The 22,813-nt window shown below is 72.2% G+C and carries 19 protein-coding genes, 2 tRNA genes and 1 pseudogene; 4 read left to right on the forward strand and 18 right to left on the reverse strand.

Going from position 1 to position 22,813, the window contains the following annotated elements; all coding sequences use genetic code 11:
• Positions 1-163 precede the first annotated feature (163 nt).
• From OG624_RS20070 to OG624_RS20105, 8 genes are all read right to left on the reverse strand, one after another.
• Positions 164-2,401 (reverse strand): ArnT family glycosyltransferase, encoded by a 2,238-nt coding sequence (locus OG624_RS20070; protein ID WP_371639675.1) that lies wholly within the window; start codon positions 2,399-2,401, stop codon positions 164-166.
• Positions 2,398-3,672 carry a glycosyltransferase gene (locus OG624_RS20075; RefSeq protein ID WP_371639676.1) on the reverse strand — a complete coding sequence of 425 codons (1,275 nt, stop codon included), beginning with the start codon at positions 3,670-3,672 and terminating at the stop codon, positions 2,398-2,400. The genes OG624_RS20070 and OG624_RS20075 overlap by 4 nt, the downstream gene beginning before the upstream one ends.
• 25 nt (positions 3,673-3,697) lie before the next feature.
• Positions 3,698-5,230 carry a sensor histidine kinase gene (locus OG624_RS20080; protein ID WP_051763505.1) on the reverse strand — a complete coding sequence of 511 codons (1,533 nt, stop codon included), beginning with the start codon at positions 5,228-5,230 and terminating at the stop codon, positions 3,698-3,700.
• Between the two features lie 5 nt (positions 5,231-5,235).
• Complete coding sequence (locus OG624_RS20085; protein ID WP_033223447.1) at positions 5,236-6,030, reverse strand: response regulator transcription factor; 795 nt, start codon at positions 6,028-6,030, stop codon at positions 5,236-5,238.
• 146 nt (positions 6,031-6,176) lie between these two features.
• The gene (locus OG624_RS20090) at positions 6,177-7,058 is read right to left on the reverse strand and encodes an amidohydrolase family protein (protein ID WP_033223361.1); all 882 of its coding nucleotides are present in this window, start codon (positions 7,056-7,058) and stop codon (positions 6,177-6,179) included.
• Entirely contained in the window at positions 7,042-7,380 is a 339-nt protein-coding gene (locus tag OG624_RS20095; RefSeq protein ID WP_033223445.1) for an antibiotic biosynthesis monooxygenase family protein, read from the reverse strand. Before OG624_RS20095 ends, OG624_RS20090 begins: the two co-directional genes overlap by 17 nt.
• Positions 7,381-7,531: 151 nt before the next feature.
• Positions 7,532-8,425 carry a DUF2797 domain-containing protein gene (locus tag OG624_RS20100; protein ID WP_033223359.1) on the reverse strand — a complete coding sequence of 298 codons (894 nt, stop codon included), beginning with the start codon at positions 8,423-8,425 and terminating at the stop codon, positions 7,532-7,534.
• Positions 8,422-8,856 carry an Lrp/AsnC family transcriptional regulator gene (locus OG624_RS20105; RefSeq protein WP_033223357.1) on the reverse strand — a complete coding sequence of 145 codons (435 nt, stop codon included), beginning with the start codon at positions 8,854-8,856 and terminating at the stop codon, positions 8,422-8,424. Before OG624_RS20105 ends, OG624_RS20100 begins: the two co-directional genes overlap by 4 nt.
• Before the next feature lie 107 nt (positions 8,857-8,963).
• Between OG624_RS20105 and OG624_RS20110 the strand changes: the two genes are divergently transcribed.
• The gene (locus tag OG624_RS20110) at positions 8,964-9,875 is read left to right on the forward strand and encodes an SMP-30/gluconolactonase/LRE family protein (RefSeq protein ID WP_033223356.1); all 912 of its coding nucleotides are present in this window, start codon (positions 8,964-8,966) and stop codon (positions 9,873-9,875) included.
• Positions 9,876-9,887: 12 nt separating this feature from the next.
• Here OG624_RS20110 and OG624_RS20115 read toward each other — a convergent pair whose 3' ends face one another.
• From OG624_RS20115 to OG624_RS20125, 3 genes are all read right to left on the reverse strand, one after another.
• A complete protein-coding gene (locus tag OG624_RS20115; protein ID WP_033223355.1) occupies positions 9,888-10,253 on the reverse strand; it encodes a PH domain-containing protein in 366 nt (121 codons plus the stop codon).
• Between the two features lie 223 nt (positions 10,254-10,476).
• A tRNA-Arg gene (locus OG624_RS20120) sits at positions 10,477-10,549 on the reverse strand.
• Between the two features lie 218 nt (positions 10,550-10,767).
• A tRNA-Ser gene (locus tag OG624_RS20125) sits at positions 10,768-10,858 on the reverse strand.
• A gap of 186 nt (positions 10,859-11,044) precedes the next feature.
• Here OG624_RS20125 and OG624_RS20130 point away from each other — a divergent pair.
• From OG624_RS20130 to OG624_RS20140, 3 genes are all read left to right on the forward strand, one after another.
• On the forward strand, positions 11,045-11,470 hold the full coding sequence (locus tag OG624_RS20130; RefSeq protein WP_033223354.1) for an SSI family serine proteinase inhibitor: 426 nt from the start codon (positions 11,045-11,047) through the stop codon (positions 11,468-11,470).
• Between the two features lie 119 nt (positions 11,471-11,589).
• Entirely contained in the window at positions 11,590-14,940 is a 3,351-nt protein-coding gene (locus OG624_RS20135) for a response regulator (RefSeq protein ID WP_033223352.1), read from the forward strand.
• 13 nt (positions 14,941-14,953) lie between these two features.
• On the forward strand, positions 14,954-15,529 hold the full coding sequence (locus tag OG624_RS20140) for an antibiotic biosynthesis monooxygenase (protein ID WP_051763499.1): 576 nt from the start codon (positions 14,954-14,956) through the stop codon (positions 15,527-15,529).
• Positions 15,530-15,542: 13 nt separating this feature from the next.
• Here the strand turns inward: OG624_RS20140 and OG624_RS20145 are convergent, their stop codons facing one another.
• The 7 genes and pseudogenes from OG624_RS20145 to OG624_RS20175 form a co-directional block, all read right to left on the reverse strand.
• Positions 15,543-17,192 (reverse strand): long-chain fatty acid--CoA ligase, encoded by a 1,650-nt coding sequence (locus OG624_RS20145; protein ID WP_033223351.1) that lies wholly within the window; start codon positions 17,190-17,192, stop codon positions 15,543-15,545.
• 162 nt (positions 17,193-17,354) lie between these two features.
• Entirely contained in the window at positions 17,355-17,888 is a 534-nt protein-coding gene (locus tag OG624_RS20150) for a SigE family RNA polymerase sigma factor (RefSeq protein ID WP_033223349.1), read from the reverse strand.
• Between the two features lie 135 nt (positions 17,889-18,023).
• Positions 18,024-19,190: a lipid-transfer protein gene (locus OG624_RS20155; protein ID WP_033223347.1), complete on the reverse strand. Its 1,167-nt coding sequence runs from the start codon at positions 19,188-19,190 to the stop codon at positions 18,024-18,026.
• Positions 19,187-19,585 (reverse strand): MaoC family dehydratase, encoded by a 399-nt coding sequence (locus tag OG624_RS20160; protein WP_033223346.1) that lies wholly within the window; start codon positions 19,583-19,585, stop codon positions 19,187-19,189. Before OG624_RS20160 ends, OG624_RS20155 begins: the two co-directional genes overlap by 4 nt.
• Positions 19,582-20,641, reverse strand: a pseudogene (locus OG624_RS20165) (acyl-CoA dehydrogenase family protein). The gene OG624_RS20160 and the pseudogene OG624_RS20165 overlap by 4 nt, the downstream one beginning before the upstream one ends.
• Complete coding sequence (locus OG624_RS20170; protein WP_051763504.1) at positions 20,641-21,594, reverse strand: bifunctional MaoC family dehydratase N-terminal/OB-fold nucleic acid binding domain-containing protein; 954 nt, start codon at positions 21,592-21,594, stop codon at positions 20,641-20,643. The pseudogene OG624_RS20165 and the gene OG624_RS20170 overlap by 1 nt, the downstream one beginning before the upstream one ends.
• Positions 21,595-21,647: 53 nt before the next feature.
• A complete protein-coding gene (locus OG624_RS20175; protein WP_033223343.1) occupies positions 21,648-22,799 on the reverse strand; it encodes an acyl-CoA dehydrogenase family protein in 1,152 nt (383 codons plus the stop codon).
• Positions 22,800-22,813 lie beyond the last annotated feature (14 nt).

Raw genomic sequence — 22,813 nt, forward strand, 5'->3', positions numbered from 1 at the left:
CGACAGGTGGATCAGCCCGGAATGCCTGTTCCGCCCTCTTGATGCTAGGGGGTGTCGTGTCGATCAGGGTGGATCAGGGAGCGGTGGTCGGCCGGATCGGTGGGGCACCAGCACCACCGATCCGGCTCGATCGGGCAGCGCTGCCCGGTGCCGTGAGACCTGGTCAGCTCGTCGGAGCCGTCAGGTCGTAGAAGGTGGCTCCGCCGATCGTGGACGCCTTGAAGGTGGCCTTGATCCAGGTCTCGATGGCCGAGCTCGTTCCCCCGCCCGGGCCGCCACGCCCGCCGCCCATGCCACCCATGCCGCCCTCGGCGGCGCCGGCGCCGGCGGCGTCGGTGCTCGTGCCCTGGCCGATGAACCAGTGGATCTTCCCGTCCCGCACGTACTGCTGGAACTGCTCCAGGGTCGGCGAGGGGTCGCTTCCGTTGAAACCGCCGATCGGCATGACGGGCGCACCGGAGGCCAGTTGGTAGCTCGCCGCGTTCTGGGAGCCGATGGCGGCCGCCGCCCACGTGTACGTGTCGGCGTCGGTGGTGAGGGCCGCCTTGGCCTCGGCGCTCACCCGGGCGCCGTTCAGCAGGCCCCCCGGACCGCCCTGGCCACCGCCGAACCGCTCGCCACCGCGTCCACCCTGACCGCCGAAGCCCTGCGGCGTTGCGCCCATGCCCTGCGGCATCCCGCCCTGACCGCCCTGACCGCCCTGCGCACCTCGGCCACCCTGGCCCTGCGTCGCCGCGCCCTGCTGCGGGAAGCCGCCCTGCTGACCGGCGCCCGGCCGGCCACCGTTCTGCTGCCCGCCGGGGCCACCCTGGGGCATTTCCCCGGGTCCGCCCGCGCCGCCGGGTCCGCCGGGGCCGCCCATCATGCCGCCGGGGCCGCCCCGGCTTCCCGCCACCGCCGGTCCGGCGGTCACGATGGAGCCGGTGTGCGCGGTGCTCACGGTGGTCAGGCAGTACGCGAACGGCCCGGCCAGCGCCGCCGCCACGCCCAGCGCCGCCGTGGCCTGCAGCGCGCGGCGCCCGGCCCGCGCCGCGAACGGCAGCGCGGCCGCGGCGAGCAGCCCACCCACCAGCACGGCCCAGCGCAGCCACGGCAGATAGCCGGTGGCGCGGCCGAGCAGCACGAACGACCAGACCGCCGTCAGGGCGAGCGTGCCGGACAGGGTGATCGCGGCGGCCTTGCCGCCCCGCTCCTCCCACAGCAGGGCGGCGCCCATGCCGATCAGCGCGGCCACGAACGGCGCCAGCGCCACGGTGTAGTACTCGTGGAAGATGCCCTGCATGTAGCTGAAGACGACCGCGGTGATCAGCAGCGAGCCGCCCCAGGCCAGGAAGGCCGCCCGGGCCATGCCCTCCAGCGAGTCGGTGGCCCGGCGGGCCCGCCAGGTGATCACCAGGCCGGCCACCAGCAGCACCAGGGCCGCCGGCATCAGCCAGGAGATCTGCCCGCCGATGTTGCCCGAGAAGAGCCGGTCGATGCCGGTCTCTCCCCAGCCTCCGCCACCGGCCCCGCCGGCGCCGCCCCGGCCGCCACCGCCCACGCTGCCGGTCTCGTCGCCGTTGATCCGGCCCAGGCCGTTGTAACCGAGGGTCAGTTCCAGGAAGGAGTTGTTCTGCGAGCCGCCGATGTACGGGCGGGACGACGCGGGCCACAGTTCGACGATCGCGACCCACCAGCCGCCGGCCACCACCATCGCGAGCCCCGCCAGCAGCAGCTGGCCCAGCCGCTTGCGCAGCCGGGTGGGCGCGCAGACGGCGTACAGCAGGGCCAGCGGCGGCAGGATGACGAAGGCCTGCAGCGTCTTGGTGAGGAAGGCGAAGCCGACCGCCACCCCGGCCCAGACCAACCACCGGGTGCGGGCGCCGTCGAGGGCGCGCAGCACGCAGTACACGGTGACGGTCAGCAGCAGGGTCAGCAGCGCGTCGGGGTTGTTGAAGCGGAACATCAGCGCGGCCACGGGCGTCAGCGCGAAGGCGGCGCCGCTCAGCAGGCCGGCCCCGGGACCGAACTGGCGGCGCACGGCCGCGTACAGGACACCGGTGGTCGCGACGCCCATCAGGGCCTGCGGTACGAGGATCTGCCAGGCGCCGAGCCCGAAGAGCCGGACGGACAGCATCATGGGCCACAGCGACGCCGGGGGCTTGTCGACGGTGATGGAGTTCCCGGCGTCGGAGGAGCCGAAGAAGAAGGCCTTCCAACTCTCGCTGCCCGCCTGTACGGCGGCGGAGTAGAAGGAGTTGGCGTAGCCGGAGGAGCCGAGGTCCCACAGGAGCAGGGCGGCGGTGGCGATCAGCAGCCCGGCCAGGGAGGGGAGTTCCCAGCGGGGGCGGTCGACCGCGTGGTGGCCGGTACGGGCGCGGGCCTCGGGGACCGGGAAGAGCGAGGGTGCTGCCGTGGTCATCGGATGTCGTCCTTCACGTTCACGGGAGTGTCGCGCCGCTCGGGGAAGACCCAGGCGCGGAAGAGCAGGAAGCGCAGCACGGTGGCGGCGAGGTTGGCGGTGATCAGCACGGCCAGTTCGGTGCTGTGCGCGGGAGCGGCGGTGGCCGCCCCGAGCGCGGCGAGGGAGCCGCTGGTGAGGGCCAGCCCGATGCCGAACACCACGAGGCCCTGGGCCTGGTGGCGCAGGGCCCGGTCCCGGCCGCGGACCCCGAAGGTGAGCCGGCGGTTGGCGGCGGTGTTGGCGATCGCGGAGAGCAGCAGCGCGGCGCCGTTGGCGAACTGCGGACCGGTCCCGGCGCGGAAGGCGGAGTACAGGAGCAGGTAGAGCACGGTGGACAGCGCTCCGACGGCGCAGAAGCCGAGCAGCTGGCGGGCGAGTCCGCATTCCACTTCGGGCAATGCGGAGCGGTCGCGCGGATCGTCACCGAAGGGGCGGGCGAGCCGGTCCAGTGGGAGCGCGCCGACCGCCAGTGCCCGGCCCACGCGCCACACGCCCTTGAGGTCTTCGGTGGCGGTGCGGACGATGTGGACGGTGGAGTCGGGGTCGTCGACCCAGTCCACCGGCACCTCGTGGATCCGCAACCCGGCGCGTTCGGCGAGCACGAGCAGTTCGGTGTCGAAGAACCAGCCCGTGTCCTCCACCAGGGGCAGCAGCCGCTCGGCGACCTCGTGCCGGATCGCCTTGAAGCCGCACTGGGCGTCGCTGAACCGGGCGGCGAGGGAGGACCGCAGCAGGAGGTTGTAGGCGCGCGAGATGAACTCCCGCTTCGCGCCCCGTACCACCCGTGAGGACCGGGCCAGGCGGGTGCCGATGGCGAGGTCGGAGTGGCCGGAGATCAGCGGTGCGACCAGCGGCAGCAGGGCGTTGAGGTCGGTGGAGAGGTCCACGTCCATGTAGGCGAGGACGGGGGCGTCGGAAGCGGACCACACCTGACGCAGGGCCCGGCCCCGGCCCTTCTCCTCCAGCCGGGTGCTGCGTACGCCGTCCAGTACGGAGGCGAGCCCGTGCGCGACCTCAGGAGTGCGGTCGGTGCTCGCGTTGTCGGCGACCGTGATCCGGAAGGGGTAGGGGAAGGTCCGGGTGAGGTGCTCGTGCAGTCTGCGGACGCACGGGCCGAGGTCCTTCTCCTCGTTGAAGACGGGGATCACCACGTCGAGGACGGGCTCGCCGGGCACGAGCGCGAGGGGCGCCCTTGCCGGAAGGGCCCCGGGAGAGGTGTCGGTTCGCATGGTCCGACATTCCCGGGGCGCCCTGTCACCGCTGTGTGCTGAGCCTGTGCCCTGCCTGTGAGTCCGGCCGGTCCGGCCGCGCGTGCGGCAGCAGGACCTCGAAGCAGGTCCGTCCGGGCTCGCTCCGTACGTCGACCCGCCCGCCGTGCGCCGTGACCACGGCCTGGACGATGGCCAGCCCGAGACCGGTGGAGCCGGCCACACGGGAGCGGGAGGCGTCACCCCGGGCGAAGCGCTCGAAGACACGGGGGAGCAGGTCGGGAGCGATCCCGGGCCCGTCGTCCTCGATCCGCAGCCGGACGGCGGATGTTTCACGTGAAACACGCGCGGTGACGGTGGTGCCGGGAGGGGTGTGCGTACGGGCGTTGGCGAGCAGGTTCACGAGCACCTGCTGAATCCGCGCAGGATCGACCCGGACAGGGGCCGGCTCCTCGGGCAGGCTCAGGCGCCAGTGGTGCTCGGGGCCCGCGGCCCGGGCGTCGCTGACCGCGTCGACGACGAGCGGGGCCAGGTCGGTCTCGGTGTCGCCGGTGGACAGCGGGCGGCCCGCGTCGAGCCGGGCCAGCAGCAGGAGGTCCTCGACCAGGCCGGTCATCCGGGTGGCCTCGGACTCGATCCGGCCGAGGGCGTGCCGGGTGTCGGGGCCGGGCTCCTCACGACCCCGTCGGGTCAGTTCGGCGTAACCGCGGATGGAGGCCAGCGGGGTGCGTAGCTCGTGGCTGGCGTCGGCGACGAACTGCCGGACCCGCATCTCGCTCTGCTGGCGGGCGGTCAGGGCGGAGGAGACATGGCCCAGCATCCGGTTGAGGGCCGCGCCGACCTGGCCCACTTCGGTGCGGGGGTCGGCCTCGGCGTCCGGGACCCGCTCGTGGAGGGCGGGCTCGCCCTTGTGCAGCGGGAGTTCGGAGACCCGGGTGGCGGTGGCGGCCACCCGACGCAGCGGGCGCAGGGCGACCCCGACCAGGGCCTGCCCGGCGAGGGAGGCCGCGATCAGCCCGGCCAGGGTGACGCACAGCTCCACCCCGACCAGGGTGCGCACGGTGGAGTCGACGTCGCCCAGCGGGAAGGCGAGCGCGAGGCTTCCCTCGTGGGAGATCAGCACCCGGTAGCTGCCGAGACCGGGGAGCTCCGCGTCCACCGGCCCGGGCGTACCCTTCGCGGACTTCCGCGCGGCCTCGGCGAGGGCATTGCCCTGGGCCTCGGTCAGCGGCGGCGGCTGGTCGACCGACCATCCCTCGGCGCGGACGTTGCGAGCCGTCGCGAGGACGGTCCCGGCGGGATCGAGCCGGATCCCGGCGGCGTCGAGCGGGCTGCCGGGAGCCATGACGAAGCCGGCGCTGTTCTCCCGGGCCGGCTTCGCGCCGGGCGCCCGGACGGCCATCCTCACGGAGGCCTTCAGCTGGTCGTCGAGCTCGGTGACCAGGTACGAGCGCAGGGCGAAGGTGGTGACGGTCCCGATGGCCGCACCCACCACGGCGATCAGTGCCACCGCCGAGACGACGAGCCGGGTGCGCAGCGACCAGGGCCGGCGGCCACGTGGCCGCCGTTTCGTGCGCAAGGCCACTACTGGGCCGTCGTGGCCGACTCGGCCGGCTCGGCCGGCTTGATCAGGTATCCGGCGCCGCGTCGGGTGTGGATCATCGGCGGCATACCGAGGCCGCTCTCCAGCTTCCTGCGCAGGTAGGAGATGTAGAGCTCGACCACATTGGCCTGACCGCCGAAGTCGTAGGACCACACCCGGTCCAGGATCTGCGCCTTGCTCAGCACGCGCCGGGGGTTGCGCATCAGGTAGCGCAGCAGCTCGAACTCGGTGGCGGTCAGGTGGATCTCCCGGGTGCCCCGCACCACCTCGTGGCTGTCCTCGTCCAGCCGCAGATCGCCGACGGCCAGCACCGAACCGCCGCGCGCGGCCTGCGCCGCCCCGGAGCGCCGGACGAGGCCGCGCAGCCGGGCCACGACCTCCTCCAGGCTGAAGGGCTTGGTGACGTAGTCGTCGCCGCCGGCCGTGAGGCCCGCGATCCGGTCCTCCAGCGAGTCCTTGGCCGTCAGGAACAGCACGGGGACCTGCGGGATCTCCCGGCGCAGCCGGCCGAGGACGGCCAGGCCGTCCATGTCGGGAAGCATGATGTCGAGGACGACCACGTCGGGCCGGAACTCCCGGGCCGCCCGCACCGCGCCCGCGCCGTCGCCCGCGCTGCGGACCTCGCAGCCCTCGTAGCGCAGGGCCATGGACAGCAGCTCGGAGAGCGAGGCCTCGTCGTCGACGACGAGTACCCGGCAGGGCCCGCCGTCGGGCCGCACCAGGGCCGCGGGGTGGTTGGTGGACGTGGACGCATGGGAGGTGGTCGTCGCAGTCATACCGATCACGCTGTCCCGTGCCTCTGAGAGCGATCTTGTGCCTTCCTGTGAATTTCCTGAGAAAGGCATTCCGGGGAAGAGGCAGGACCGAGGGTCCGGACATCGGGGCCGGACGCCGGGGGCCGGGCCCGATCCGGGCCGGGGCGTCAGCCGTCGAGGCGGAACAGCCGGGCTCCGTTGTCGTGGCAGACCGCCCGCAGCCAGTCGTCGCCGAGGCCGAGCCGTTCGAGCGCGGCGAGCTGGTGCTCGTAGGGGTAGGGGATGTTCGGGAAGTCGGTGCCGAGGAGGATCCGGTCGCCGAGGTCCGCGAGGCGTCCGAGGTCCCCGGGCGGGAAGCCGCACATCTGCTCGGAGAAGTCGGTGAAGGCCATGGTGGTGTCCAGGCGTACCTCGGCGTACCGGTCGGCGAGGTCGAGGAAATCGGTGTACTCGGGCATGCCCATGTGCGCGATGACCAGCGGCAGCCTCGGGTGCCGGGCCAGCAGCCGGGCGATCGGCTCGGGTCCGGTGTGCTTGCCCGGGACGGGGCCGGAGGCGCAGTGGATCACGATCGGCAGGCCGGCCTCGGCGAGCAGCCCCCAGACGGGGTCGAGCCGGTCGTCGTTCGGGTCGTAGCCACCGACCTGGAGATGCGACTTGAAGATCCGGGCCCCGGACTCGACGGCCTGGCGGACGTACCCGCCCACGCCCTCCTCCGGGAAGAACGTCGCGGTGTGCAGGCAGTCGGGGGTGCGGGCGGCGAAATCGGCGGACCAGGAGTTGAGCCAGGCGGCCATCGCCGGTTTGTGCGGGTAGAGCATGGCCGTGAAGGCGCGGACCCCGAACTCCCGTAGGAGCGCGACGCGCTGCTCCTCCTCGTGCCGGTAGGTGATGGGCCACTCGACGCCGGTCAGCGGGCCGACCGCGTCGAAGTAGTCCCACACCTTGTCCAGGACCCGTTCGGGCATGAAGTGGGTGTGGACGTCGACCAGTCCGGGCAGCCCGAGCCGCTCGCGGAAGGCGCGGACCGTCTCAGCCGTTGCGGACAAAGCCGTGGCTCCGCTCGACCGTGCCGACGTGCAGGGTGTAGCTCTCGTACCAGTCGGAGCGGCCCTGCTTCATGGCCGCCTGGTGTTCGAGGTCCTCACGCCAGGCGGTGAGGGACTCGTGGTCGCGGAAGTAGGCGACGGTGATGCCCAGGCCCCCGGGGGTGCGGGCGGACTCGTAGCCGAGGTAGCCCGGGTTCGTCCGGACGATCTCCTTCATCCGCGCGAGGACCTCGGGATATCCGCTGTCGTCGTCGGTGCGGATGTTGCTGAAAACGGCCATGACATAAGGCGGTTCGAAGGCCGGTACCGGCTGAGTGGTCATGTCGAACACCCTCGGCCGAGCCGCCCCGGCATGTCCACCGGAATCGGCCCTGGAAGGCCAAAGGGATCCAAGTTTTGACCATGGCCGCCACGATCGGGGCCGTGCTCCACCCCGTGTTCCGCGCCATGGTCCGGGCCTCGGTCCACCCCTGTCAGAACAGCCCGTCCTGCTCGGTGGGAGCCCCGGGCACGGCCGGGATCTGCGCCGTCGGGACCGAGGTCACCGCCTCGTCCCCCACGGCGACGAGCTCCCAGCCCGCCAGCAGCCGGGTGTCCACCACGAGTCCGTCGGCGAAGTGCAGATCGGGACCGGCCGCGCCCGCCGGCCGGCCCACGACGAACCCGCCGGACACCATCTCGGTGAGCACCCGTCCCGGCCCCGGCAGGCCCGGCAGGGCGTCCAGCCCGAACGCCTCGGCGTGGTCGACCACTTCGCACCCCACCCGCTCCAGCGACTCCGGCCACCCGGTCAGGGCCGCCGCCCGTGCGTGCAGTTCGGCGACCTCCCGGGCCCGCTCGGACGCCGCCGGCAGGTGGGCCCGTACGCCGCGCTTACGGGCGTACGCGATCCGGTCGGGCACCCCGAGCGCCGCCCGCAACAGCTCCTCGGTGCGCCGGGTGGCCATCAGCGGACCGCGCCCGAGCCAGGCCCACGCCACCGCCCCCTGCTCCAGCAGCCGGGCCGAACCGCGTTCCTCTGCGGTGATCCCGACCTTGACCATGCCGGGCCCGAACCAGGCCAGGTAGACCCGGTAGGTGCGCGGATCGGCGGCGTTGGTGTCGGCCGCCACGGAGAACGACCGGTCGAGGCGGGCGCACTCGGGGCACTGCGCGTTCCCGGCGCGGCCCGACACGGTCTCCGCGGTGGGGCATGGGGTGCGCTTCCCGGCCCGCCGCACACCGAGGCAGTGCCGCTCCCCGCAGGCGGCGAAGGCGATCTGCCGCCCGTACGCGAGCTCGCTCACCCGCTCGCCGCGCCCCTCCCCGTACCACCCGATGGCGGGGCGTCCGTCCTTCCACCGGATCCCGGTGCACCACCAGGTCACAGCGGGAGCGGCCGCTCGAAGAAGGTGTCCAGGACGACGGTGGCGTGCGTACCGCTGACGCCGTCGATGGCATAGAGGCGGCGTAGGACGTCCTGCAGCTGCTCGGTCGAGGCCGTCCGCACCTTGACCAGTACCGACGCGCTACCGGCGATGATGTGCGCCTCCTGGATCTCGGGGATCGCGGCGAAGTCGGCGCCTGACTCGCCCATCCAGGCGTTGGAGTCGACCATCACGTAGGCCAGGACGCCGCTGCCGACGGCCGCCGGATCGACGTCGACGGTGGTCCGCCGGATCACCCCGCGCTCGCGCAGTTTCCGTACCCGCTCGTGGGTGGCCCCCGCCGAGAGCCCGACGGCCGTGCCGAGAGCGGCGTACGACTGGCCGGCGTCCTGCTGCAGGCGCAGGACGAGCGCACGGTCGATGTCGTCCACGCAATCTTCCTCTCATGGGCCTGTCGACCCTTGCGAAGACGGTACCTGATCCTGCAATCTCACCATCAGACCGAACAGAATTCGGCAAAGCTCTTCCGGGGGGAATCATGTCTGCCATAGCCGACCTCGCCTTGTACGAGATTCTGGATGAACGCTTCCGGACCGGCCGCTGTGCCAACGGCGACGCCCGGCTGGACCGGCTCCACGACGACTGCCGCTGGGCGGAGGGCCCGCTCTACCTGCCCGCCTGGCGGCAACTGGTGTGGAGCGACATCCCCAACGACCGGATGCTGCGCTGGGACGAGGCAACCGGCGCGGTCTCCGTCTTCCGCTCCCCGGCCGGCCACTCCAACGGCAACACCCTGGACCGCGAAGGCCGCCTGATCACCTGTGAGCAGGGCAACCGGCGCGTCACCCGCACCGAACCGGACGGCAGCCTCACCGTCATCGCCGACCGCTTCGACGGCAAGCGACTCAACAGCCCGAACGACGCGGTCGTCCGCTCGGACGGCTCCGTCTGGTTCTCCGACCCGGACTTCGGCATCACCAGCGACTACGAGGGCCACCGCGCGCCCAGCGAGATCGGAGCCTGCAACCTCTACCGGGCCGACCCCTCGACCGGACAGGTCCGGCTGGTCGCCGACGGCTTCCTCGGCCCCAACGGGCTGGTCTTCTCCTCCGACGAGAGCGAGCTGTACGCCGCGGACACCCGGGCCGGCCACATCCGCGCCTTCAAGGTCACCGACGACGGCACCCTCACCGACGACCGCGTCTTCACCACCTGCCCCGGCGTCGACAACATCCGCTTCGACGACGAGGGCCGACTGTGGGCGGCCGCCATGGAGAACGGTGTGCGGTGCTACGCCGCGGACGGCACCTTGATCGGCCGCCTGCGCGTCCCCGAACCGGTCTCCAACATCGCCTTCGGCGGCGCCAAGAACAACCGCCTCTTCATCACCGCCACCACCTCGCTCTACTCCCTGGTGATGTCGGTGACCGGCCTGCCCCGTGTCCTCTGAGGGCCGGGCCGCCTACCGGGCGACGAACTGGGTCAAGATCGCCTGCACCTCGTAGATGTCGACACCCTTGGTGAAGGTCTTCTCGATCGGCGTCGAGCTGCCGGATATCCATATCTTGAGCTCGGCGTCGAGATCGAAGTGCCCGGCGGTCTCGACGGAGAAGTGCGTGATGCTCCGGTACGGGACGGAGTGGTACTCCACCTTCTTCCCCGTGAGCCCCTGCTTGTCGACGAGCACCAGCCGCCGATCGGTGAACAGGATCGTGTCCCGGATCAGCAGGTACGCGGCATGCACCCGCTCCCCCTGCCCCAGCAGCCGCGCGTAGTCCCGCTGCGCCGACTCGGGGTCGACGGTGTGAGCGTTCCCGAACAGTCCCATGAGTGCCCCCGTTTTCCGACTTTCGACGTCCGGCCTCGGACGATCTCCAAAAACCGTACCGACGCCGGTCCCTCGTCCGCGTCCCCCGCAGGAGCCATCCGACCCCCGACAACCTCAAGGGGACCCCGTCCCCATCAAGGAGGAGACGCCGGGCCTTGACGACAACCACATGGACATACGACAGAGGCCCCCAGGATTTCTCCTGGGGGCCTCTGTCCTGCTGTGCACTCGGCAGGATTCGAACCTGCAACCTTCTGATCCGTAGTCAGATGCTCTATCCGTTAAGCTACGAGTGCTTGGGCTTCTCGGGGTTTTGCGCCCCGTTGGCCTTGCGAGAACAACAATACATGGACCTCGCCGGGACGCGAAATCCATTAGCCAAACCGCTACTGACCTGCGGAAACAGCCCGGATGGAGATCATCCGGATGGCTTCGCGCAAAGGCCGGAGCCGGCCGGATCGCCCCGGAACGCATCGAAGCCCCGGTCCGTCAGGACCGGGGCTTCGATGAGGTGCGGAGGCGGAGGGATTTGAACCCTCGATGGGGTGTAAGCCCCAAACCGCATTAGCAGTGCGGCGCCATAGACCGGACTAGGCGACGCCTCCAGCACACCCTCGCGTACGAAGGTGCGTGCAGATGATGACACAGGCGCAGGGCCCCTCACCAATCCGCTCCCACGGTACTAGGCGGGACGGGCGGAGGGCAAAGCCTTAAAGCGGCCGCGACACGCAACGTCGGCGCGCTCCGGTCGTTGGGCAGGCGTACGACGTACGGACGACCTGGAGTGCCCCATGCTGCGTCTCGCCGCCTTCGCCGTCACCTCCGCCCTGGCCACCGCGGTGGCCGGGCCACTGCCGCCGCTCCCGCTGGGCGGGCTGCTGGCGACGCCCGACCGCCTCACCATCGCCATGGCCGACACCGGAAACCGCCAGTTGGACCGGGAGTACCGGCTCGAATGCGGCCCCGTCGGCGGCGACCACCCGGAGGCGGAAGGGGCCTGCGCCCGGCTGGACCAGTTCGCCAGGGAGGGGAAGGACCCCTTCGCCCCCGTCTCCAAGCGGCAGATCTGCACCATGCAGCACGGGGGCCCCGCCACCGCCCGGATCACCGGAACGTGGAACGGCCACAAGGTGGACGCCACGTTCCGGCGGACCGACGGATGCGAGATCCGCCGCTGGGACGAGTTGGAACCTCTGCTTCCGAGTGGGCGTTCCTGACCTGGGAGGATGCACGGGATGGGCGGTATCCACCACACATCGGCCACCCCATCGCGGGCCTGTGGCCTTAGACTCCTCCCGTGACTTGCCGGTAGTTGTGGTCAGGGAGGAAGCTCGTCGTGAGCAGCAGGCCATCCCGAGGCGCTGCTCGCCTCGCAGCAATACTCGACGCTCTTCCGGACGCGCTGTTGCTCGTCAACGCCAACGGCACGGTCGTCAACGCCAATTCGATCGCGCTCGAGGTCATGGAGAGCCCCGGCACCGGGCTCGTCGGCCGGGGCGTGCTCGACCTCCTGCCCGAGTTCGACTCCAAGCTGATCCCCGGCTCGATGCGCCGGCCCGGCGAGGACGAGGGCGGCCGCGCCAAACCCAAACGGATGACCGCGCGCCGTACCGACGGCTCCGAGTTCCCCGTCGAGGTCACCAGCGCGCATCTCGACGGACGCGATGCCTACCGCGAGCCGCAACCGGCCTACACCGGTGACGAGCTGCTGATGCTCGTGGTCCGCGACCTCTCGCAGACCGTGGACACCGAGGCCGAGCTGGCCCGCTCGCAGCGGCAGACCGAGATGATCCTGCGTGCCGCCGCCGAGGGCGTCGTCGGCACCGACACCGACGGACGGGTGGTGCTGGTCAACCCGGCCGCCGCCCAGATCCTCGGCTACCGGGCCACCGACCTCGGCAACCGCGAACTGCACGGCCTCGTCCAGCACTCCCGCGCCGACGGCTCCCCCTTCCCCTTCGAGGAGTCCCCGCTCGCCGACACCCTGCGCAGCGGCCGCAAGCACCGCGTCCGCGGGCAGGTGCTGTGGAACAAGGCCGGACAGCCGGTCGCCGTCGACCTGACCACCTCGCCCGTGCGGGACGGGGAGCAGCTCGTCGGCGCCGTCATGACCTTCACCGACCGTCGGCCCTACGACGCCCTCGCCGCACGGCACGCCCAGCTGATGGCCGTCCTCGGCGAATCGCTGCGGGGGCCGCTGGACGAGCTGCGCGGTGAGCTGGCGACACTCGCCGCCGACGACGCCGGACAGCTGTGGCCCGAGGCCAACCAGCTGCTGCACCACCTGGCAGCCGGGTACTCGCGGATGACCACGCTGGTGGACAACGTCCTCGGCTACCAGCGCCTGGACACCGGCAGGGACCGGCTCACGAAGAAGAACGTCCTGATCAACACCGTTGTCGCGGCGGGCGTCGACGGGGCCGTCGAGCTGATCGGTCCGGGCCGTGCGCAGTTCGCCGTCCATGCGCCGACCATCGAGGCCGAGGTGGACGCGGACCGGATCGCGACCGCGCTGGCCCACCTGGTCGCGGACGTGGCCGGGGTGGACGCCACCGGCAAGACCCGCCAGGGCAGCGGCTACAGCGACTCGACGATCGTGGTGGCCGCCGCTCAGCGCGGCGATGTCGTACGGATCGAGGTGCGCGGGCCGTACGAGGGCGGGAACCCGGTCCACGAGCCGATCGTGCGGGGGATCGTGGCCGCGCACGGCGGCGTCCTGCAGACGGTGGAGGTCCCGGGCGCGCCCGGTGGGGCGTACGTGCTGGAACTCCCGCTCGGCTCGGGCGCCGGAACGGTGGTCCTGCCGGAGCCGGCGGAGGAACCCCCGGCCGGTCCGACCACGGACGGCGCGGGGACGGCCGGGGGCGCGGCTCCCGGCAAGGTCTCCGGCGGGCGGCGTGCCCGGCGCGGGGTGGACGCCTTCCTGGACGACGAGCCCAACGGCCCCGCGGCGGCACAGGCGGCACAGGCGGCACAGGCCGGCCAGGGTGGTGGCGCGCTGGCGCTGCCTTCCGGGCGGCGGCGCGCGGGCGAGGCCGCGGACGCTCCCGAGACGGGCCCCGAACTCGCGCAGTCCCCGGTGAACCCGGCAGGGCTCGGCACCGGACGCAGGCGCGGCCGGGCCGGTGACGGCAGCGGCGAGGCCGAAGGCCCCGGCGGGCAGGACGGCCCCGGCCGGCCCGTGCCCCCGCAGGGAACCGCCATGCCCGCGCTCCCGCCCGTACCCACGGTGCCGCCGGTTCCGGTGACCGAGCATCCCGCCGGACGGCGCCGGGCGCTGGGCCCGGCCGGTGCGGCGCAGCCCGGTGGCCCCGTCCCCGCGACCGGGCTCGGGCCGACGCCCGCTCCCGCGCGACCCATCGCCCCCGAGGGCGGCTTCGCGCTGCCCCCCGGCCCGACACCGGCTCCCCCCGCGGGCTCCGACGCGGACTCTGCGGCCGGGCGGCGTGGCCGCCGGGTGCTGGGCGCCCCCGCCGCCGAACCCGAGCCCGAGGCCGCCGGCGCTGCCACCACCACCGCTGCCGCCGCGCAGCCCGAGGACTCCGCCGAGAATCCGACCGGGCGGCGCCGCGCGCTGGCCGGCGCCCCGGCGTGGCCGGTTCCGGCCGCCCGTACGGCTGCCGCGGGCGACGAGGCCTCCGGCCAGGTCGCCGTTCCCGGTGCGCGTCGGCCGCAGGACGCCCCGGCGGAGGGCCAGGCCGCGCAGCCGATCAGCGTGCGCGCCCTCGGCACCCTCGGCCAGGGCATCTCGCTCGATCCGGGCGGCGCCAACCCCGCCGCGGCCGGTGCCGCTTCCGGGTCCGGCCGCCGGCGCCGGCTCGCCGAGCCCGCCCCCCAGGGCCGCGCCTTCGCGATAGGGGCGCCCGAGGCCGGCTCCGACGAGGGCCCCGAGCCGCTGGACGGCCCGGGCGGCGCCGTCGAGGTGGTCAACCGGCCCGTGCCGCGGCCCGTGGACGACGAGCTGCCGCCGGAGCCCCTGGACAACCCGCGCCGGCTCCTGGTGTGGCCCGCGCCCGATGTGCAGACGCAGCAGGCGCTGAGCGACCGCGGCTACCGGCCGGTGATCGTGCACTCCCGCGAGGAGGTGGACGCGCAGATCGCCGCGTTCCCCGCCGCGCTGTTCGTCGATCCGCTGACCGGGCCGATCACCCGGACGGCTCTGCAGTCCCTGCGTCAGGCCGCGGTGGCCGCGGAGGTCCCCGTACTGGTCACGGCCGGGCTGGGGCACGCCACGCGCGAGGCGGCGTACGGCGCCGATCCGGCCGTGCTGTTGAAGGCGCTGGCCCCGCGGGACAGCGAACAGCACCCTTCCCGGGTGCTGCTGATCGAGGAGCACGACGAGATCGCGACCGCCCTGACCGCCGCCCTGGAACGGCGCGGCATGCAGGTCGCGCGGGCGGGTGCCGACACCGACGCCGTGGAACTGGCGACGCGCATGCGGCCCAACCTGGTGGTCATGGACCTGATGCAGGTGCGCCGTCGGCGGGCCGGGATCGTGGACTGGCTGCGCGCGAACGGGCAGCTGAACCGCACTCCTCTGGTCGTCTACACAGCGACCGGCATCGACCCGGCCGAACTGCCGCGGCTCGCGTCCGGCGAGAGTGTCCTCTTCCTCGCCGAGCGGTCCACCACGGCGGACGTCCAGGGCCGCATCGTGGACCTGCTCGCCAAGATCGGCACCAACTAGTAATCCTGGGCCGATGGCCATCATCAACACGAGCGAGCACACCGTCCCCGCCGACAACGGGGAGGTGAATCTGCTCATCGCACGGCAGGTGGAGCCCGGCCACGAGGAGACCTTCGAGGCCTGGGCCCACGGCATCCTGGAGACGGCCGCGGGTTTCCCGGACCACCTGGGTTACGGGCTTTTCCGGCCGGCGACGGAGGGCGGGCCGTGGTTCCTGGTCCACCGCTTCCGCAACCAGGCCGCCTTCGAGCGCTGGCAGGACTCCCCGGAGCGGGCGGAGTGGTTCTCCAACTGCCTCGGCCACCACCACACGGAGATAGCCCGCCGGGAACTGCACGGCATGGAGACCTGGTTCGCCAAGCCGGGTACGACCCGGCCCGCGCCGCCGCGGTGGAAGATGGTGATCAGCTCGGGGCTGGCCATCTTCCCGATCTCGCTCATCGGCAACGCGGTGCTCGGGCCGTACCTGGTGGATCTGCACTTCGTGCTGCGAACGGCTGCCTTCGCCCTCGTGTTCAGCACGCTGATGACCTACGTGGCCATGCCCGCGGTCAGCAGGCTGCTGCGGCCATGGCTCACTCGGGGTTAGGCGTCCGCGCTCGTCAGTCGAGCTTGGTGACGTCCAGGGCGCCGTCCGCGTACTGCTTGCGGATCACCTTCTTGTCGAACTTGCCGACACTGGTCTTCGGCACCGCCTCGATGAACGTCCAGCGCTCCGGCAGCTGCCACTTGGCGACGGTCCGGGCGAGGAACTCGCGCAGGCCCGTGTAGTTCACGGTCGCGCCCTCCTTGAGGACGACCGTGGCCAGCGGGCGCTCTCCCCACTTCTCGTCGGGGACGGCGACGACCGCGGCCTCGGCGACCTCGGGGTGCGCCATCAGCGCGTTCTCCAGGTCCACGCTGGAGATCCACTCGCCGCCGGACTTGATGACGTCCTTGGCGCGGTCGGTGAGGGTGAGGAAGCCGTCGGCGCTGATCACACCGACATCGCCGGTCTTGAGCCAGCCGTCGGCGCTGAACTTGTCCTCGGGCCGGAAGGGTTCGCCGGACGCACCGCCGTAGTAGGAGCTCGCGATCCAGTTGCCGCGCACCTCCAGCTCGCCCGCCGACTCCCCGTCCCAGGGCAGGAGGTCGCCGGAGGGGCCGATCAGCCGGGCCTCGACACCTGCCGGGAAGCGGCCCTGGGTGATCCGGTAGGGCCACTCCTCCTCGGCGCTCAGGCCGGCCGGCGGGTGCGCCATCGTGCCCAGCGGCGAGGTCTCGGTCATGCCCCAGGCGTGGCAGACGCGGACGCCGAGCTTGTCGTACGCCTCCATCAGGGAGGGCGGACAGGCCGCGCCGCCGATGGTGACCTGCTTCATCGACGTGAGGTCGCGCGGGTTGGCGGTGACCTCGGCCAGCAGGCCCTGCCAGATCGTGGGGACGGCGGCGGCGTGCGACGGCTTCTCCCGCTCGATCATCTCGGCGAGCGGGGCGGGCTGCAGGAACCGGTCCGGCATCAGCATGTTGATACCGGTCATGAAGGTGGCGTGCGGCAGCCCCCACGCGTTCACGTGGAACTGCGGAACGACGACGAGGGTGGTGTCCCGGTCGGTCAGCCCCATCGACTCGGTCATGTTGACCTGCATCGAGTGCAGGTAGAGCGAGCGGTGGGAGTAGACGACGCCCTTGGGGTCCCCGGTGGTGCCGGAGGTGTAGCACATCGCGGCCGCCTGGCGCTCGTCCAGTTCCGGCCAGTCGTAGCTGTCGGAGCGGCCCTCGAGGAGCTCCTCGTACTCGTGCACGCGCACGTTCAGGCCTTCGAGCGCGGACCGGTCGCCGATGCCACTGACCACCACGTGCTCGACGGTCGGCAGGTGCGGCAGCAGCGGTGCGAGCAGGGGCAGCAGCGTGCCGTTGACCAGCACCACCCGGTCGGCGGCGTGGTTGACGATGAAGACCAGCTGCTCAGGAGGAAGCCGCAGGTTGAGGGTGTGCAGGACCGCGCCCATGGAAGGGATCGCGAAGTACGCCTCGACATGCTCGGCGTTGTTCCACATGAGGGTGGCGACCCGCTCGTCCTGCTGTACTCCGAGCTCGTCGCGCAGGGCGCCGGCGAGACGGGTGGCGCGGTTGCCGATCTCGGCGAAGCTGCGGCGATGCGGCTCAGCCTCCCCGGTCCAGGTCGTGACCTGGGACTTCCCGTGGATCGTCATCCCGTGACGGAGTATGCGGGTGACGAGGAGCGGTACGTCCTGCATGGTGCTGAGCAAAGCGTCCTCCCGGTGAGCGCTGCGGCGCTGCGGCGGCTACGGATGCTGCCGATTCTGCGCACGTACCGGTCGGTCTGTCACTACCCGGGAGTAGAAACCAGGGCGTGTTTCACGTGAAACATCCCGGGACGTCCTCAGGTTTCACGTGAAACACCCTTCGCCTCACCGGACCGGCATGAGCTCCGGGTCCTCGCGGAGCTTGCCCAGCGCGCGGGAGACCGCGCTCTTGACGGTGCCGACCGAGACCCCGAGCAGCTCCGCCGTCTGCACCTCGCTCAGGTCCTCGTAGTACCGCAGGACGACCATGGCCCGCTGTCGGTCGGGCAGCCGGGTCACCGCGCGCCACATCGCGTCGCGCAGCGCCTGCGCCTCGGCGGGGTCGCAGGCCGAAACCGCCTCGGTCTCCGGGAGCTCGTCGCATACGAACTCGTCGACCTTGCGCTTGCGCCACTGGGAGGTACGGGTGTTGACGAGGGTCCGCCGGACGTAGCCGTCCAAGGCGCGGTGGTCCTCGATCCGGTCCCAGGCCACGTACGTCTTCGCGAGGGCGGTCTGGAGCAGGTCCTCCGCATCGCACGGGTTGGCGGTGAGGGAGCGCGCGGTGCGCATCAGGACCGTGCCGCGGGTCCGGACGTACGCCGAGAACGACGGGTACGGCGTCGGATTCGAGGCGAGCGTGCACACAGGCGTGGTCATGTCTCCACGCTAGGAGCGCCCGCCCGCCGTGGGATCGGCCGCAGGTGCCGATGGTGGATCCACCTCAGGTTGTAGGAACAAGGCCGCCCCCACCCCCTGAAGGTGGAGGGGGCGGGGGCCGTGGGTCCCGGTTTCTCAGCCGTCGGCGCCGAGGATCAGACCCGAGGTCGGGACCCCGGTACCGGCTGTGACGAGTGCGTGCGCCGCCCCCGCGACCTGGTTGACGGAGGTACCGCGTAGCTGACGAACGGCCTCGGCGATGCCGTTCATCCCGTGCAGGTACGCCTCTCCGAGCTGGCCGCCGTGCGTGTTGAGCGGCAGTGCGTCCGCGGCCACGAAGTCGGCGGCCTCGCCCGGCGCGCAGAAGCCGAACTCCTCCAGCTGCATCAGCACGAAGGGGGTGAAGTGGTCGTAGAGGATGCCGACGTCGATGTCCGAGGGCCGCAGCCCACTGGTCCGCCACAGCTGTCGGGCGACCACGTCCATCTCCGGCAACCCGGTGAGGTCGTCGCGGTAGAAGGACGTCATGCCCTCCTGGCGGCGCCCTGCGCCCTGCGCGGCCGCGATGATCACGGCGGGTGCGTGCCGCAGGTCCCGGGCGCGCTCGGCCGTGGTGACGACGACGGCCTGACCGCCGTCCGTCTCCTGGCAGCAGTCCAGGAGCCGCAGGGGTTCCACGATCCAGCGTGAGGCGGCGTGGTCGGCCAGCGTGATGGGCTTGCCGTGGAAATACGCGGCGGGGTTGTTCGCGGCGTGCCGGCGGTCGGTGACCGCGACGTGCCCGAAGGCTTCGGGGGTGAGGTTGTAGGTGTGCAGGTAGCGCTGGGCGGTCATGGCCACCCAGGAGGCGGGGGTCAGCAGGCCCCAGGGCAGCGACCAGCCGAGCGCCGCCCCCTCCGCCGAGGGCTCCCGCTGCTGGACCCCGGACCCGAAGCGGCGCCCGGAGCGCTCGTTGAAGGCGCGGTAGCAGACGACGACCTCCGCGACCCCGGTGGCGACGGCCAGGGCGGCCTGCTGGACGGTGGCGCAGGCCGCGCCGCCGCCGTAGTGGATCCGGGAGAAGAACGACAGGTCCCCGATGCCCGCCGCCTGGGCGACGGTGATCTCGGGGCTGGTGTCCATGGTGAAGGTGACCATGCCGTCGACGTCGGCGGGGGTGAGGCCCGCGTCGTCGAGGGCCGCGTGCACGGCCTCGACGGCGAGCTTGAGCTCGCTACGGCCGGAGTCCTTGGAGAATTCGGTCGCTCCGATGCCGGCGATGGCGGCCCGGCCACCGAGCTCGTCGCGGGTGCGGACGCTCATGCCGGCACCTCCGCGGTGACCGTTCCCGTGACGTGGTGGCCGATGCCGTTGGCGCCGACGACCCTGATCTCGACGACGGTCCCGGCGGCAACGGTCCCCGAGACGGAGGTGACCGTGCCGGTGAGGGTCATCGTGTCGCCCGGATAGTTGGGGGCACCGAGGCGGATGGCCACCGTGCGCAGGACGGCGCGCGGCCCGAGATGGTCGGTGATGTACCGGCCGACCAGGCCGTTCGTGGTCAGGATGTTCATGAAGATGTCCGGGGAGCCCTTCTCCTGCGCGAGCGCCGCGTCATGATGCACGTCCTGGTAGTCGCGGGAGGCGATCGCACCCGCGACGATCAACGTGCGGGTGACCGGTATCTCCAGCGGCGGCAGCGTGTCGCCGACGTTCATGCCTGCTCTCCCTCGGCTGTCGAAGCGAATGCGGGGGACGCCGCGATCGAGGCCCCCAGCTCGGCCAGCAGCTCGCTGCCGCAGCCCAGGTAGGCGTCCAGGTGGCGTCCCCACAGGAAGTGCCGGTGGACGGGGTGGTCCAGGTCGGCGCCCATGCCGCCGTGCAGGTGCTGCCCGGCGTGCACGACCCGCTTGCCCGCCTCCGAGGCCCACCAGGCGGCCGTCAGCGCGTGCTCATGTGCCGCGAGGCCTTGGTCGATCCGCCACGCCGCCTCGTAGGTCGTGACCCGGATCGCCTCGGTGTCCATGTACGCGTCGGCGGCGCGCAGCATGACCCCCTGGTTGGTGGAGAGCGGCCTGCCGAACTGCTCCCGGATAGAGGTGTACTCCCACCGCGCGGGCCAGGGAGCCCGCGCAGACGCCCGCCTGGAGTCCGGCGAAGGCGGTGCGGGCGGCGGCCAGTGTGTCCTCGTACGCGCCGTCGGAGCCGAGGCGTTCCCCCTCGGCCCCGGTCAGCGTCAGCCGGCCCGCCGACCAGGGGGCGGTGGTCTCCACCGGTGAGGTCCGTACGCCGGGCGCGTCGGTCCGTAGCAGCCACAATGCTCGGTCCGCGTCCGGGACCAGTACGTGCGTGGCGTCGCGCAGCCACGGCACGGCGGGTGCGGTCCCGGTGAGCCGGCCGCCTTCGGATGTGATCCGGCCGTGTGCCGGGAAGGCTCCGGTGGCCACCGCCTCGCCCGTGCCGAGGGCGGGCAGCAGCCGGGCGCGCTGCTCGGGGCTGCCGTGCGCGGACACGGGAAGGATCCCGTACACGCAGGTGGCGGCGTACGGAACCTGCGCGGTGGTGCGGCCCTGTTCCTCCAGCAGCAGGACCAGGCCGAGCAGGCCGACCTCCTCGATCGCGGCGGTCAGTCCGGCGGTGGTGAGGGCCTTCCACAGCTCGGCGTCGCTGCCGGTGCCGGCTTCGGCGAGGCGTTCATGGGTGGCGAGATCGGCGAAGATCCGGGCGGCGAGACCGGCCGCGGCGGCCTGTTCCTCGGTGGGGTGGAAGTCCATCAGCCCTCGCTCCCTCTGAAGACGGGGAGTTCGAGGCCGTCGTCGACGCGCAGGAACTCCAGCTGGACGGGGAGGCCGATGCGCACCTTGTCGTAGGGCACGCCCGTGATGTTGCTGACCATCCGGACTCCCTCGGCGAGCTCGACGAGTGCGACCGCGTAGGGCGGGTCGAAGGCCGGGAAGGGCGGGTGGTGCATGACGACGTAGCTGAACACCGTGCCGGCGCCGGAGGCCTCGACCGTGTCCCAGTCGGGGCTCGCGCAGGCGTTGCAGCCGGGGAGCCAGGGGAAGCGCAGGGCCGCGCAGGAGGTGCAGCGCTGGATCAGCAGTTTGTGATCGCGCACCCCGTCCCAGAACCCCTGGTTGTCGCGGTTGATCACTGGGCGGGGGCGCTGTGCGGGCGGGCGTCGTGCCGCGGGCGGTCGCACCGGTCGGGCGGCGGGCGCGTATTTGAGGATGCGGAAGCGGTGGGTGCCGGCCGGCGCCCCGTCGGCCCGGACGTCCATACGGGTGGTCACGAAGTGGCCGGTGCCCAGCTTGGTCGTCTTGCGGGGCGACACGGTCTCGATGACGGCGTCGAAGCTGATCGCGGCGCCGGGGCGCAGAGGGCGGTGGTACTCCTGCTCGCAGTCGGTGGCGACCACGGAGGTGAAGCCGGCGCCGTCGAGGAGGGTGAGGAGTTCGTCGTAGTCGGAGGAGCGGTCGGCGTGTCCGGAGAGGCCGCCCATCGTCCAGGCCTGGAGCATGGTGGGCGGCGCGATGGCGTCGGGCCCGGTGTAGGCGGGGTTGGCATCGCCCATCGCCTCGCACCAGTGGCGGATCATCGGCTCGTTGACCGCATCCTTGCCGCGGCCTCCGGTGGCGGCCGGCCGGCCCTCGAAGGCCTCCAGCAGGGTGTGGAACCGGGCCGCCTCCTCGGCCTCCGCCTCGGCCTCCGGCGTGGCCGTGACCATGGCCGCTTTCGCGTGCGTGTCCACGTCGTGCGAGTCCGCATCCGCGTCCGCCGTCATCGCTTCCTCCCCTTCATACCGAGCCGCATCATGGCGACGATCTCCCGCTGGACCTCGCTGACCCCGCCGCCGAACGTGTTGATCTGGGCGGCCCGGTTCATCCGTTCGAGCTCGCCGCCCGCGAAGGCCGCGGGCCCGCGGATGAGGGCCTCCTCGCCCACCACCTCCTGGCACATCCGGTACACCTCGACGGTGGACTCGGTGCCGAGGAACTTCACTCCGCTGGCGTCGCCGGGGGCCAGGGCGCCGCTGCCCACGTCCTGGACGAGGCGCCAGTTGAGGAGGCGTACGGCGGCCAGGCGTGCGTGCGCCTCGGCGAGCCGGGACTGCACCCAGGGGCGGTCGGCGGACCGGTCGCCGGTGACCGGGTCGGGGGTGCGGGCGTGGTCGAGCGCGTACGCGTAGAAGTCCTCGGCCTGCATGCCGATGGCGGCGAGGGCGACGCGCTCGTGGTTGAGCTGGTTGGTGATCAGGCCCCAGCCGCCGTGCTCGGGGCCGACGAGATGACCTGCGGGCACGCGGACGCCGTCGTAGTACGTGGCCGTGGTGGTGAGGCCGCCCACGGTGTCGATCGGCGTCCAGGAGAAGCCCTGGGTGTCGGTGGGCACCAGGATGATCGAGATGCCCTTGTGCTTGGGGGCCTCGGGGTCGGTGCGGCAGGCGAGCCAGATCCAGTCCGCGTTCTGGGCGTTGGAGGTGAAGATCTTCTGCCCGTCGATCAGCCAGTCGGATCCCTCGCGGACGGCGCGGGTGCGCAGGGCGGCGAGGTCGGTGCCGGCCTCGGGTTCGGAGTAGCCGATGGCGAAGACGACGTCGCCCGCGAGGATCCGGGGGAGGAAGTAGTCCTTCTGCTCCTGGGTCCCGTACTTCATCAGGGTCGGGCCGACGGTGTTGAGCGTGACCATGGAAACGGGGGCACCGGCCCGGTAGGCCTCGTCGAAGAAGACGAACTGCTCGTCGGCGCCGCGGCCCTGACCGCCGTACTCGACGGGCCAGCCGAGGCCGAGGAGTCCGTCGGCGCCTATCCGGCGCAGGAGTTCGCGCTGGCGGGCCGGGTCGTCGGGGGGGCCGTCAGGCAACAGGTCCTTGAAGTACGCGCGCAGTTCGGCGCGGAGCCGCAACTGGCCTTCGGTCGGGGCGAGGTGCACGGCGCAGGCCTCCC

This window comes from Streptomyces virginiae (assembly GCF_041432505.1).
Taxonomy (GTDB): domain Bacteria; phylum Actinomycetota; class Actinomycetes; order Streptomycetales; family Streptomycetaceae; genus Streptomyces; species Streptomyces virginiae_A.